This window comes from Streptomyces sp. NPDC090088, assembly GCF_044747345.1.
In the GTDB taxonomy this organism is placed as follows: Bacteria; Actinomycetota; Actinomycetes; order Streptomycetales; family Streptomycetaceae; genus Streptomyces.
This window is the reverse complement of the sequence record NZ_JBIVDZ010000012.1, coordinates 362,202-374,933: the sequence shown is the minus strand read 5'-3', so window position 1 is coordinate 374,933 and position 12,732 is coordinate 362,202. Positions and strand designations below refer to the sequence as shown.

11 protein-coding genes are annotated in these 12,732 nt (G+C 72.4%); 6 read left to right on the top strand and 5 right to left on the bottom strand.

Annotation, left to right across the window (positions count from 1 at the left end):
- Nucleotides 1-299 (top strand): electron transfer flavoprotein subunit alpha/FixB family protein (locus tag ACIPSJ_RS46350; RefSeq protein ID WP_401355444.1); only part of this gene is annotated, 299 nt, incomplete at its 5' end.
- A 62-nt stretch (nt 300-361) separates the two neighbouring features.
- Here ACIPSJ_RS46350 and ACIPSJ_RS46345 read toward each other — a convergent pair.
- Nucleotides 362-1,312, bottom strand: a complete 951-nt coding sequence (locus tag ACIPSJ_RS46345; RefSeq protein WP_355728119.1) for an endonuclease/exonuclease/phosphatase family protein — start codon at nt 1,310-1,312, stop codon at nt 362-364.
- Nucleotides 1,313-1,525: 213 nt separating this feature from the next.
- Here ACIPSJ_RS46345 and ACIPSJ_RS46340 point away from each other — a divergent pair, with 213 nt between their 5' ends.
- The gene (locus tag ACIPSJ_RS46340; RefSeq protein WP_401355441.1) at nt 1,526-2,830 is read left to right on the top strand and encodes a DUF6986 family protein; all 1,305 of its coding nucleotides are present in this window, start codon (nt 1,526-1,528) and stop codon (nt 2,828-2,830) included.
- A gap of 169 nt (nt 2,831-2,999) precedes the next feature.
- Complete coding sequence (locus ACIPSJ_RS46335; RefSeq protein ID WP_401355438.1) at nt 3,000-5,231, top strand: protein kinase; 2,232 nt, start codon at nt 3,000-3,002, stop codon at nt 5,229-5,231.
- Here the strand turns inward: ACIPSJ_RS46335 and ACIPSJ_RS46330 are convergent.
- Nucleotides 5,177-5,974, bottom strand: coding sequence for a hypothetical protein (locus ACIPSJ_RS46330; protein ID WP_401355435.1), 798 nt, complete (start codon nt 5,972-5,974; stop codon nt 5,177-5,179). The two genes, ACIPSJ_RS46335 and ACIPSJ_RS46330, sit on opposite strands and share 55 nt — an antisense overlap.
- 7 nt (nt 5,975-5,981) lie before the next feature.
- Nucleotides 5,982-7,031 (bottom strand): LacI family DNA-binding transcriptional regulator, encoded by a 1,050-nt coding sequence (locus tag ACIPSJ_RS46325; RefSeq protein ID WP_401355432.1) that lies wholly within the window; start codon nt 7,029-7,031, stop codon nt 5,982-5,984.
- A 250-nt stretch (nt 7,032-7,281) separates the two neighbouring features.
- On the opposite strand from ACIPSJ_RS46325, the gene ACIPSJ_RS46320 reads away from it, so the two are divergent.
- Nucleotides 7,282-8,235: an ROK family protein gene (locus ACIPSJ_RS46320; RefSeq protein WP_359221897.1), complete on the top strand. Its 954-nt coding sequence runs from the start codon at nt 7,282-7,284 to the stop codon at nt 8,233-8,235.
- A gap of 106 nt (nt 8,236-8,341) precedes the next feature.
- Here ACIPSJ_RS46320 and ACIPSJ_RS46315 read toward each other — a convergent pair whose 3' ends face one another.
- Together ACIPSJ_RS46315 and ACIPSJ_RS46310 are read right to left on the bottom strand one after the other, a co-directional pair.
- The gene (locus ACIPSJ_RS46315; RefSeq protein ID WP_401355429.1) at nt 8,342-10,357 is read right to left on the bottom strand and encodes an NPCBM/NEW2 domain-containing protein; all 2,016 of its coding nucleotides are present in this window, start codon (nt 10,355-10,357) and stop codon (nt 8,342-8,344) included.
- A gap of 284 nt (nt 10,358-10,641) precedes the next feature.
- Nucleotides 10,642-10,995 (bottom strand): hypothetical protein, encoded by a 354-nt coding sequence (locus tag ACIPSJ_RS46310; RefSeq protein ID WP_401355425.1) that lies wholly within the window; start codon nt 10,993-10,995, stop codon nt 10,642-10,644.
- A 153-nt stretch (nt 10,996-11,148) separates the two neighbouring features.
- On the opposite strand from ACIPSJ_RS46310, the gene ACIPSJ_RS46305 reads away from it, so the two are divergent.
- A complete protein-coding gene (locus ACIPSJ_RS46305; protein ID WP_359221902.1) occupies nt 11,149-11,340 on the top strand; it encodes a hypothetical protein in 192 nt (63 codons plus the stop codon).
- 145 nt (nt 11,341-11,485) lie between these two features.
- Complete coding sequence (locus ACIPSJ_RS46300; protein WP_359221904.1) at nt 11,486-12,526, top strand: NUDIX domain-containing protein; 1,041 nt, start codon at nt 11,486-11,488, stop codon at nt 12,524-12,526.
- Nucleotides 12,527-12,732 lie beyond the last annotated feature (206 nt).

Sequence of the window (12,732 nt, the reverse complement as noted above, 5' to 3'; positions counted from 1 at the left end):
TCGCCGACTCCCTCGGCGCGGCCGTCGGCGCCTCGCGTGCCGCGGTGGACGCGGGCTGGTACCCGCACACCAACCAGGTCGGCCAGACCGGCAAGTCCGTCTCGCCGCAGCTGTACATCGCCAACGGCATCTCCGGCGCCATCCAGCACCGCGCCGGCATGCAGACCTCCAAGACCATCGTCGCCGTCAACAAGGACGCCGAGGCCCCGATCTTCGAGCTGGTCGACTTCGGCGTGGTCGGCGACCTCTTCGACGTCGTCCCCCAGCTCACCGACGAGGTCAAGGCCCGCAAGGGCTGATCACCGCCGTCAGGCTGTCCGAGGCTCCCGCGACCGGTACCGGTCGCGGGAGCCTCGTCGTGTCAGCGCAGGCTCAGCGAGACCTGGACCGGCAGATGGTCGCTGGGGAACTGGCCGTGCATCGAGAAGGTGTCCATCGTCGCCCGGTGCGTGGTCACGCCCGGCGAGGTCAGGATCCAGTCGATACGGTCGCCGTCCTGCTTGAGGCGGTGGTAGCCGTGGAAGGTCGCGTACTGAGGGCCCCGCTGCTCCGCCGCGTCCCAGGTGTCCACGAGTCCGGAGTCCACCAGGGTGTCGTAGGCCGGGTTCTTGTGGGCGTAGGCGTTGAAGTCGCCGGTCACCACGACGGGCAGCGCGGGGTCGAACTCCCCGATCCGCTGGGCGAGCAGCGTGGCGCTGCGCTCGCGCGCGTACTGGCTCTTCTGGTCGAAGTGGGTGTTGGCGACGTAGAACTCCCGCCCGCCGTCGGCCAGATCGCGGAAGCGGACCCAGGTGACGATGCGCGGGAAGGCGGCGTTCCAGGTGTTGGAGCGGATGACCTCCGGGGTGTCGGAGAGCCAGAAGGTGTAGTGCTCGACGGGGGCCAGGCGCCGGAGGTCGTAGTAGATGGCGGTGGACTCGTCCCGGCTGCCGCCCTCCCGGCCGGTGCCGACCCAGTCGTAGTGCGGTCCGAGGTCGCTGTCGATGTCCCGCAGCTGCTGGTAGAGGCCCTCCTGGGTGCCGATGACCTGGGGGTTCGCGCGGCGCAGGAGTTCGCGCATCACCGGTCTGCGGTCACTCCAGCTGTTGGGTTCGGCGCTGCTCGCGTACCGCAGGTTGAAGGTCATGACGTCGAGCCGGGGAGCACGGCGCGGCGGGGCCGAGGGGGTGGACCGGGCGGAGCGCAGGGTGCCGGAGGAGGTCGAGGAGGCGGACGAGACGGAGATCGCGGCACTGGAGAGGGGCACGGTGACCGCCGCGGCCAGTAAGACCTTCAGGCCCAGACGGCGGGTGACTCGGCGCTGGTTCGGCACGGGTGCTCCTTCGGTGGCGACGGCGGCCGGGCGAGGGGTGCGTGAGGCGAGTCCTGCGCAGTGAGTGTGCTACCCAGGTGTGAGTCGATCGTGAACATGCCCAGATGGGGGCGTGTCGCCCCGTGGACATGGTGTTGACCATCCCGAAGGTGCCCGGATAACTTCATTCAACGGATTGTTTATTCCGTACAGTGGAAAACAGGAGGGTGTGGGATGGGCCAGGGCCAGCAGGAGAAGGTGGCGACGAGCCTCTCGGGCGCCGTCGGCGAGGAGATCAGCGCCTCCCTCGCGCCGGTCGACGCCGAACTGGAGCGCCGGTATCCGGGAGACCCCGGCACCCGCCAGCCCGTCCACACCGTCTACGTCCCCGGTGATGCCTTCGCCGCCGACACCGTCCGCACCTGGGGCGACCGGGCCCTCGCCGCCCTCGACGAACACGCCCCCGACGCCGGCTCCTTCGCCGCCGTCCTCGGCCTGACCGACGAACTCGCCGAACCCGTCTACTCCCGGGTCCGCGCCAAGCTGGAGCGCGAGCCGATCGAGGACCTCCGCGTCGACTTCGAGGACGGCTACGGCCCCCGCCCCGACGCCGAGGAGGACGAGGCGGCCGCCCGCGCGGCGCGGCTGATCGCCGAGGCGTACGCCACCGGCACGGCGGCGCCGTACATGGGCATCCGGATGAAGTGCATGGAGGCCGCGGTACGCGACCGGGGCATCCGCACCCTCGACGTCTTCCTCACCGGGCTGACGGCGGCGGGCGGCCTGCCCGAGGGCCTGGTCCTGACCCTGCCGAAGGTGACCTACCCCGAGCAGGTGACCGCCTTCGCGCGGCTTCTGGAGGCCTTCGAGAAGGCCCACGGCCTGGAGGCCGGCCGGATCGGGTTCGAGATCCAGATCGAGACCAGCCAGGCCATCCTCGCCACCGACGGCACCGCCACCGTCGCCCGGATGATCCAGGCCGCCGAGGGGCGCGCCACCGGACTGCACTACGGCACCTTCGACTACAGCGCCTGCCTCGGCGTCTCGGCCGCCTACCAGGCCAGTGACCACCCCGCCGCCGACCATGCCAAGGCGGTCATGCAGGTCGCCGCCGCCGGTACGGGCGTACGCGTGTCGGACGGCTCCACCAACGTCCTGCCGGTCGGCCCCACGGCCCAGGTGCACGACGCCTGGCGGCTGCACTACGGACTCACCCGGCGCGCCCTGGCCCGCGCCTACTACCAGGGCTGGGACATGCACCCCGGTCACATCCCGACCCGGTACGCGGCCGTGTTCGCCTTCTACCGCGAGGGTTTCGAGCAGGCGGCCGCCCGGCTCGCCCGGTACGCGGGCCGTGTCGGCGGCGACGTCATGGACGAGCCCGCAACCGCCAAGGCCCTCGCCGGCTATCTGCTGCGCGGCCTGGACTGCGGCGCCCTCGACCTCGCCGAGGTGGCCCGCCTGACCGGCCTGACCCGGGCCGGTCTGGAGGGCTTCGCGGCGCCCCGGCGCGGTGACCTGACGGCCTCCGGCAACTAGCGGGTAGCGGCCAAGTCACAGCTTTTTCGGCGGACTTGAACCGCCCCTGGCACCGCCCCGTACTCTGGTGCGCCATTCACAGATGTGTGCGAGGGGCGGAGCTTTGGTGTCGGGTTCGTACGGACAGGGTGACGGGACCGGTCGCCTGCTGGCCGGGCGGTATCGGGTCGTGGCACGGCTCGGCCGCGGCGGCATGGGTGTGGTGTGGCGCGCCGTCGACGAGGTCCTCGGACGCGAGGTCGCGGTCAAGGAACTGCGCGCCTACACGGACAGCGCCGGACCCGAACTGGCCGGTCTGCGGCTGCGGATGCAGCGCGAGGCGCGGGCCGCCGCCCGGGTGCGCCATCCCGGGGTGATCGTCGTGCACGACATCGCGCAGGTCGAGGGCCGGCCGCTGATCGTCATGGAACTGGTCGACGGCCCCTCCCTGGACGACCTGCTGCGCGAGCGCGGCACCCTCGGCCCGCACGAGGTCGCCCGGATCGGCGTCGAGGTCATGGACGCGCTGGCCGCGGCCCACCGGGTCGGCGTCCTGCACCGTGACGTCAAGCCCGGCAACATCCTCCTCGACCGCTCCGGCCGGGTCGTCCTCACCGACTTCGGCATCGCCACCATCGAGGATCCCGGCGACGGCTCCGCCACCCATCTGACCGGCAGCGGTGAACTCGTCGGCTCCCTCGACTACCTGGCACCCGAGCGGGCCAAGGGCGCGGACCCCGGCCCCGCCTCCGACATCTGGGCCCTCGGCGCCGCCCTGTACGCGGCCGTGGAGGGCGCCTCGCCGTTCCGCCGTACGTCCACCTTCTCCACGCTCACCGCCATCGTCGACGAGCCCCTCCCCGAGCCCCGCCACGCCGGCCCCCTCGCCCCCGTCCTCCGCCGCCTCATGGACAAGCGCCCCGAGGCCCGCCCGGCCGCCGAGGAGGCCTGCGCCCTGCTGCGCACCGCGGCCCGGGCGCCGGTGGCGGACACCCCGACGACCACCCTGAGAGACCCCGCACGACCGGGAACCGGCCCTGGCACCCCGCCGGTCCCTCCGGGCCACGGAGCCGCCGACGGCGCGGCCGACGGGTTCGCCCAAGGGGGCGTCGAGGAGGCCGGCGGCAGGTTCGTGCCCGGAGCTTCCGGGAGGCCTGAAGGCGGGTTGGCGGAGGAGGCCGGTGAAGGGGTCGTCCCGGGAGCTGCCCAGGGGGCTGAGGGCGGACCTGCCCAAGGCGGCGTCGAGGAGCCTGGTGGTGGGTTCGTGCCGGGAGCCTCCGGCAGCCCTGACGGCGGGCTTGCCCAAGGGAGCGGCGAAGGGGGCGGCGAAGGGGGCGGCGAAGGGGGCGCTCAAGGGCGGGCCGAGGGGCTGGGGCGTGGGGCCGGGGAGGGGGCTGTCCAGGGGCGTGTCGAGAGGCTTGCCCCCGGATCCGTCCAGGAGCCCGCTCATGGGCTCGGGCCGGAGTCTGCCGAGGGGGTTGTCGGCGGGCTCTTGGAAGGGGCCGTAGAGGGAGCTGGGCGCGGTCCCGCCCGAGGGTCTGCCGAGGTGCCCCTGGCCGGGCTCGGCGAAGGGGCTGCCCTGGAGCCCGGTGCGGAACGCGGCCAAGCCTCGGCTGCCGGATTCGCCCGAGAGGCCGGGACCCAGGGGGTCGAACGCCAGGGCGCCGGTCCGGTGTTCGCGCGAAGGTTAGATCCCGGGGCTCAACCCGCCGCCCCGGGCGGCCCGATGAGCCCTGCCGCGCCGCGCCGTACCCGCCGCCGGGCCCGGACACTCGTCGTGGTGGCCGTCGGTGTCGTTCTCGCGGCGACCGTGCTGACCGTCACCTCGCTGCACGACAAGGGCCGGACGACGCACGGGGACTCGGGGCCGCCCGCCCCGACCGGGATCGGCGCCTCGGCGGGCGTGCGCGGCACCGGGGCCGGGCGGACGGTCGGGCCGGATCCGCTCGGGCAGGGGGAGGAGACGAGCGCCGTCCCGGCCGACGGTGCCACGCGCGCCGGGGCCGGCGGATCCGCGGACCCGACGGTCCCGGCGGGTGACACCTCCGTCACGCCGCCCCCGGCGCAGACACCCAGCGCCAGTCCGTCCAGCACCGCCGGTTCCGGGTCCGGGACGGGTACCGCCACCGCCACGCCCGCCCCGGCCTGCCGGCCCGACGGCGACGGCACGTACGCCTGCCAGGTGCGGAGCGCCGCCAAGTCCTACACCGCCGCCGGTGACAAGGCCGGCAAGGTCCGTCCCGGGACCCACTCCTTCTACTGCCAGGCCGACCTGGGACGGCGGGCGACACACGGGAAGTGGACCAATGTGTGGTGGGCCAGGACCGACGACGACAACGGCAACACCGGTGTGTACATCAGCGACGTCTACATCGAGGGCGGCGAGAACGACGAGCCCGTGCCCGGGCTTCCCGTCTGCTGACCGTCGGCGTACCGCTCCAGGCCCGACGCGACCGCCCATCCCCGCTCGGCGAACAGCCGGGTACCCCGCCGGCACAGCGCGGAGTCGGCCCGCGCCCGTGCGCAGAACTCCTCCGGGGTGACACCGAACAGCTCCCTCAACTCGACCGACTCCGCGAGGAGTTCGGCGAGGAGGGCGCGCTCGCCGGGATGGCGGCGCGGGGCGCCGGTGCCGTCGTGCAGGACGCCGTGCCGGTTGACGTACGCGTGGACGCCGGGAAGCGCCGTACCGTCCGCGAGGGTGACGCGGACGTCCGGGGCGGGCAGCCGGACCCGCCGGAAGTTGCCGTTCGGCAGCGGTACGCCCTCGCTCGCGTCGATCACCTCCAGCTGCCGCCCGTCCAGCCAGAGGACGAACAACTCCCGTACCGAGGAGGGGGAGTGGACCGGGGCCGCCGAGACATAGCCGAGCCGGCTGACATGGGCCGAGACGCCCACGTCGAGGCCGGTCACCCGGCCGCGCACCATCGGGATCGGCCCGCTCACCCCGAACTCGGCCATCTTGTGCCGGAGTTGGGCGGGAGAGGCGTTGGAGCCGACCGCGAGCACCGGCACCCGGCCGTCGTCGTACACCAGCCGGTCCAGGGGCGACAGCCGGTCGCCGTCGAGGAGCGCGGAGTCGGCCGGCCAGCCGCCGGGGTAGGTCAGCGGATGGTCGCGCGGCGCCCGGTCCAGGCCCAGTTCCGCGAGCGTACGGCCGCCCACGCGCGGCTCAGTCCGCCGGGGGCAGCTCGCCGGAGCCGCGGGTGACCAGCCGGGTCGGCAGCTCGATCCGCTCCGGCGCCAGCAGCGTGCCGTCCAGCTGGCGGAAGAGCCGTTCGGCGGCCGTCCGGCCGAGCAGGGCCGCGTCCTGGGCGACGACCGTGAGGCCCGGGTGCAGCAGATCGGCCAGTTCGATGTCGTCGAAGCCGACCAGTGCCACCGGGCGGGTCCGCTCGGCGAGGACCCGGATCACGGTGACGGTGACCCGGTTGTTGCCCGCGAAGATCGCGGTGACCGGGTCGGGCCCGGACAGCATCTCCTCGGCGGCCTGCCGCACCCGCTCCGGGTCCGTCATGCCCAGCGAGGTCCACGCGTCCTCGACGGGTATCCCGGCGTCCTCCATCGCGGCCCGGTAGCCGCGCAGCCGCTCGGCCGCCGTGTGGATGCGGGGCATGTCGCCGATGAAGCCGATCCGGCGGTGGCCGTGCGCGATCAGATGGGTCACGCCGTCGCGGGCACCGCCGTAGTTGTCGGACAGCACCACATCGGCGTCGATCTTCCCGGCCGGACGGTCCACGAACACCGTCGCCACGCCCGCCCTGATCTCCGGCTCCAGGTAACGGTGGTCGTCCCCGGCCGGGATCACCACCAGCCCGTCCACCCGCCGTGCGCACAGCGCCAGCGCCAACTCCTGCTCCCGGTCCGGGTCCTCGGCGCTGGAGCCGTTGATCAGCAGCGCGCCGTGCGCCCGGGCCACTTCCTCGACGGCACGGCTCAGCGGGCCGTAGAACGGGTCGGCGAGGTCCTCCAGGACGAGACCGATGCTCGCGGTACGGCCCTTGCGCAGCACCCGCGCGCTGTCGTTGCGGCGGAAGCCGAGCGCGTCGATGGCCTCCTGGACCCGGCGCTCGGTGTCCGGGGTCACCCCGGGCTCGCCGTTGACCACCCGGGACACCGTCTTGAGGCCTACGCCGGCCCGCGCTGCCACGTCCTTCATCGTCGGCCGGGTCCCGTATCGGGAGCCGGGGAGACGGTCTGCGCGGCGGGAGGTCTCGGGCACGATGCGGCGTCCTGTCCTGTCGTCCACGGCCCGCACGGGCTCACGGGTTCGGGTCCTGGGCTCATGGATTTGTATCAGGGATACACAGGCTCGTGGGTTTGTATGAGGATGTGGCGTCGAGCATAGAGCCTGGACAACGTTGTCAGATGCAAGAGAGACTGTCCACCGCAATCTCCGGCCTGCGCCCCCACCGCTGGACCGGCTATCCGCCCTTTACTCGGCTCATGGTTGACGGGGAGATCTGACTCTGATGCACACCGACCTCGTGGCGGCCCTCGACATCGGCGGCACCAAGATCGCCGGCGCGCTGGTGGACGGCCACGGACGGATCCAGGCGCGCGCCCAGCGCGCGACGCCCGCCCAGCAGGACGGCGAGACGGTCATGGGGGCCGTCGAGGAGGTGGTCGGCGAACTCGCCGGTTCACCGCTGTGGGAACGGGCCGGCTCGCTCGGCATCGGCAGCGCGGGCCCGGTGGACGCCTCCGCCGGCACCGTGAGTCCGGTCAACGTGCCGGGCTGGCGCGACTACCCGCTCGTCGAGCGGGTACGTGCGGCGGCCGGCGGACTGCCGGTCGAGCTGATCGGCGACGGCGTCGCCATCACGGCCGCCGAACACTGGCAGGGCGCGGCCCGCGGTCACGACAACGCGCTGTGCATGGTGGTGTCGACGGGCGTCGGCGGCGGCCTGGTGCTGGGCGGCAAGCTCCATCCCGGCCCGACGGGCAACGCGGGCCACATCGGCCACATCAGCGTGGACCTGGACGGCGATCCCTGCCCCTGCGGGTCGCGCGGCTGCGTGGAGCGCATCGCGAGCGGGCCCAACATCGCCCGGCGCGCGCTGGACGGCGGCTGGCGGCCGGGGGCCGACGGCGACACCTCGGCGGCGGCGGTGGCGGCCGCGGCCCGGGCCGGCGACCCGGTCGCGGTGGCGTCCTTCGAACGGGCCGCGCAGGCGCTGGCGGCCGGGATCGCGGCCACCGCGACCCTGGTCGAGATCGACATCGCGGTGATCGGCGGGGGCGTGGGCAAGGCGGGGGACATCCTCTTCACGCCGCTGCGCAAGGCCCTCACCGACTACGCGACGCTCTCCTTCGTGCAGCGCCTGACGGTCGTACCGGCCCAGATGGGCACCGACGCGGGCCTGGTGGGCGCCGCGGCGGCCGCCCTGGCCCGCAGGCCGGACGCGACGGCCGCGGGCGTCTGACGCCGTCCGAGGGCGCCGCAGGAACGTTCAAGCCCGGCCGGCCGGGGTTCAGGTCCGGCCGGCCGGGCTCGTCCGGCACCCGGAGGAGCGCGCGGAGGCAGCGCTCTCAGCAGGTGATCCTGGCGTCCGCCCAGTCGGCGTGGTCGGAGGTGATGCCGTCCCCGCCGTCGGTGACGACGAGCCGGACCACTTCGGCGCCGGTGACGTCGGCGGTGAGCGGCTGGGCGGGCATGGCGGTGGTCAGTACGCCGGTGGAGGCGACCTTCGTGCCGTCCGCCCAGACCTCGAAGGCGACGGTCCCGTTGGCGGCCTCCTCGTCGTCCACCCCGACATCGGCGGTGACCTGCTCGCAGGTCTTCCCGGTGTAGTACTCGATGTCGCTGGGGGCGTGGGCGCCGAGCCCCTTGGCGTACACCACTCCGCCGATCGTGATCGGATGCCCGTCGCCGGCCTTGGACTCGCCGTTGCTGGTGTCGCGTTCCACCGGCCCCCAGCCGTTGCCGGCCGAGAGCCAGGTCTGGTCGCTGAGGTAGGAGGTGCCCGCGGGCGGCGGGTCCGTGACGGTCGTCGTGATCGTCATCGCGTTCTCGGTGCGCACTCCGGCCGGCGACCGGTAACTCGCCTTGAGATCAAGGTCGTACGACCCTCTCGGCGTCCCCGCGGGAGCGGTCACCCGCCAGCCGGTGCGCAGGGAGCGGCCCGTCGGCAGCGCGGCGGCCTTCGCCGGTGAGGTCGCCCTGACGGTCCAGCCCTCGGGGCCGGTGAGCGAGACGGAGACCTTCTCGGCCCTGGTGCGGCCCAGGTCGGTGACCGACGTGGTGACCGCGGCGGACCCACCCGGCTCGACGAACCGGCCGCCGTCCAGGCCGAGTTCGACGGCCGGCGGGTTGGCCGCCCAGCGCCGGTCGGTGGCCAGCCGGACCAGGACCGTGCCGTGCGCCGGGACGGTCGCGGAGACGGTGCCCGCGGTGTTGTAGCCGCGGTGCCGCCACAGGTCGCGCAGGGTGTAGGCGGGGGCCTTCGGCAGGCCGACGGCCGTCGCGGACGTGGTGATGCGCTGGGGCGAGTCGGACTCGTTGAAGAGGGCCACCGCGCGGCTGCCGTCCCGCATCTCCTTGGCGACGACCCAGCGGCCGTCCGCCGAGGAGACCACCGTGCCCTGCTTGCCCAGCGGGTCCTGGTCGACGGCGATGACCTCCTTGTTGTCCAGGATGTCGAAGGTCGCCTGGGAGGCCTTGCGCAGGTCGGTGCCGATGAGGAGGGGTGCGGCCATGATCGACCACATCGAGAAGTGCGAGCGGTACTCGGTGTCGGTCATGCCGCCGTTGCCGACCTCCAGCATGTCCGGGTCGTTCCAGTGCCCGGGTCCGGCGTACTGCGCGAGCGGCAGGTTCTGCTTGAGGATCGAGACCATCGAGCCCCAGTTGTCGCTGATGTCCCCGGTGGTCCGCCAGAGTTGCCCGACGTCGGCGGCCCACTCCCAGGGCTTGTTCTCGCCCCACTCGCAGATGCTGTAGACGATGGGCCGCCCGGTCGCCTTCAGGGCGTCCCGCATCGTGGTGTACCGCTGCTCGGCGTCCACACCCTGGTTGTTGCAGTTGTCGTACTTGAGGTAGTCGACTCCCCAGTCCGCGAACTGCTGGGCGTCGCTGTACTCGTGGCCGAGGGCGCCAGGGAAGCCGGCGGTGTTGCAGGTCTTGGTGCCCGCGCTGGTGTAGATGCCGAGCTTGAGACCCTTGGCGTGCACATAGTCGGCAACGGCCTTGATCCCGTCGGGGAACCGGGCCGGGTCCGGTACCAGCTTGCCGTTCGCGTCCCGTTCCGGCAGGGCCCAGCAGTCGTCGAGGTTGACGTACTGGTACCCGGCGGCCTTGAGCCCCTTGGCCACGAAGAGGTCCGCGATGCCCTCGACCATGGCCGCGTCGAAGTCCGCGCGGCAGTGCGTGGAGTTCCAGTTGTTGAAGCCCATCGGCGGGGTCGGCGCGAGCGCGCCGGCGAGCGCGGGGGACCCGGTGGTGCCGTCGGCGACCGCCGGCGCGGCGAGGCCCGCCGAACACAGCAGGGCCGCGGCCAGTGCTCCGACCACTCTTCGGCGGGTTGTGCGGGTATGAGGGGGACGCATCGTTACGCTCCTCTGACTCGCGAGAGGTGGGATGACTGTGTGTACGCGTCATCGGTGCGCGCTTATGGTAGGAGCTGTTGGGCTCTGTTGGAAGGGAAGCGGTGAAGGTTGCTCCAGTTCCCTCAATCCCCTTGATGGAGCGGTTCTTTCGGGTGCGAGGGTCGCTACGCGCGTTGGGTTGTGTTGATTGACGGCGCGTAGGAGGCTGTGACAAGCCTGAGTCCGTTCTGTGGGCAGGTCGGCGGCAGGACATCCGATGTCCGGCCGCCGACCTCACAGGGTCCTCACCGGAACTCGTGGACCACCGCGATCGCGCCGACGATGTGCGCGTTGAACTCGTCCAGCTCCTCGGCCGGCACCCAGAGCTCCAGGATCGTGCTGCCGCCCGCCTGCTGGACCGGGTAGCGCCGGACGAACTCCGTGTCGACCTCGAAGCGGGTCACATAGCCGGCGCCGTCGTGCCTGACGTTCCAGTCCCGGGCGATCCTGATCGCGTAGTCCTCGTTCAGTACCGGGTAGAAGATCGGCTGCTCGGGCAGCCGGGGCGGCCAGGCACGCCACTCCAGCTCCCGGACCAGATCGAGTTCCACGGGGCCGGTGGGGCGCCAGAGGGTCGTGGTCGGGCGGGGGACGGTCATGGCGTACGACTTCCTGTGCGGGCTGCGGGGCGGGAGTCCGACGTTATCGGCGCCGGGGCTGGTGCGGCCACCGGGTTTCCGCTCCGGCCAGGCGCGTTGCTCCCCTCGCGGGTACGGCCGTGACCCCCGGCCCTCCGCGTAGTTGAAACGGGCATGAAGAAGCGCAGCATGCTCGCCATCGCCAGCCTGGCCACCGGATTCGTCGTGGCCGCCATCACCCCGTCCCACGCCGCCGCCGAAGGTCCCCTCGGCGACCTGAACGTCTCGGGCACGCTGGAGCACGTCGACCACGTCGTGAGCCAGGACAGCTTCCAGGCCGACCAGAACCTGCTGGGCCAGGAGTAGCCCGGCCGGGCGGGAGTGATCGGTGGTGCCGGGGTCCCGTGGGCGGGGCACCGGCACTCCGCTTTGTGTGCCCTCAACGGGAACTGGTTTCCGTGGCAGTGTGGAGCGGGCAAGCCACAGGGGGCCAACGGAAGAGGGGGAGTCCGTGATCGTCTGGGTCAACGGCGCGTTCGGTGCGGGTAAGACCACCACCGCACGTGAACTGATCGAACTGATCCCGAACAGCACGCTCTTCGACCCCGAGGTCATCGGCGGGGCACTGACACACCTGTTGCCGGCCAAGCACCTCGCCGAGGTCGGCGACTTCCAGGATCTGCCGATCTGGAGACGACTGGTGATCGACACGGCGGCCGCGATCCTCGCCGAGCTGGGCGGGACCCTGGTGGTCCCCATGACGCTGCTGCGCCAGGAGTACCGCGACGAGATCTTCGGCGGCCTCGCCGCCCGCCGGATCGCCGTCCGGCATCTGTGTCTCACCCCGGCCGAAACGATCCTGCGCGAGCGAATAGCGGGCCGCGAGATCCCGCCCGACCTGCCCGACGGCGAGATACGCGTCCGGCAGTGGTCGTACGACCAGATCGAGCCCTACCGCGCGGCCCTCGCCTCCTGGATCGCCGCCGACGCCCATCTCGTCGACACCAGCGAACTCGGGCCGTACGAGGCGGCGGTGCGGATCGCGGAGGCGGTGGGGAGTGGCGCGGCCGTGGTATGTGACATAGTACAAACCCCCGAACCCACCGCCGAAACCATCGCCGCAGGCGTCCTCCTCTTCGACGAGCACAACCGCTTCCTCCTCGTCGACCCCACCTACAAGGCCGGCTGGGAGTTCCCCGGCGGTGTCGTCGAGCCCGGCGAGGCGCCCGCCCGGGCGGGGATCCGCGAGGTCGAGGAGGAGACCGGGATACGGCTGGAGGAGGTGCCGCGGCTGCTGGTCATCGACTGGGAACAGCCCGCACCGCCCCGCTACGGCGGCCTGCGGCTGCTCTTCGACGGCGGCCGGCTCGACTCCGCCGAGGCCGGCCGGCTGGTGCTGCCGGGGCCCGAACTGCGGGGCTGGCGCTTCGTCACCGAACAGCAGGCCGCCGAGCTGCTGCCGCCGGTGCGCTACGAACGGCTGCGCTGGGCGCTGCGGGCCCGCGAGCGCGGCGCCGCGCTCTATCTGGAGGCCGGCGTCCCGGTCGGTTGACATCACCTGACGCACTGTCAAGTCTCCGCATCCTTGGTCTGGTTGGCGGGGACTTTGGCATTTCCCGGGGGTACGGAGAGCACTTTGCCCGGGGTGGAAGGTTCCTAGGGGAAAACCAGGGTGAATTGAAGCCGTCCCGGTATGAACAAGAACGTGAAGAAGGTACACAAGCGTTCTACCGTCGGTGCGCAGCTCAACTTCCTCGC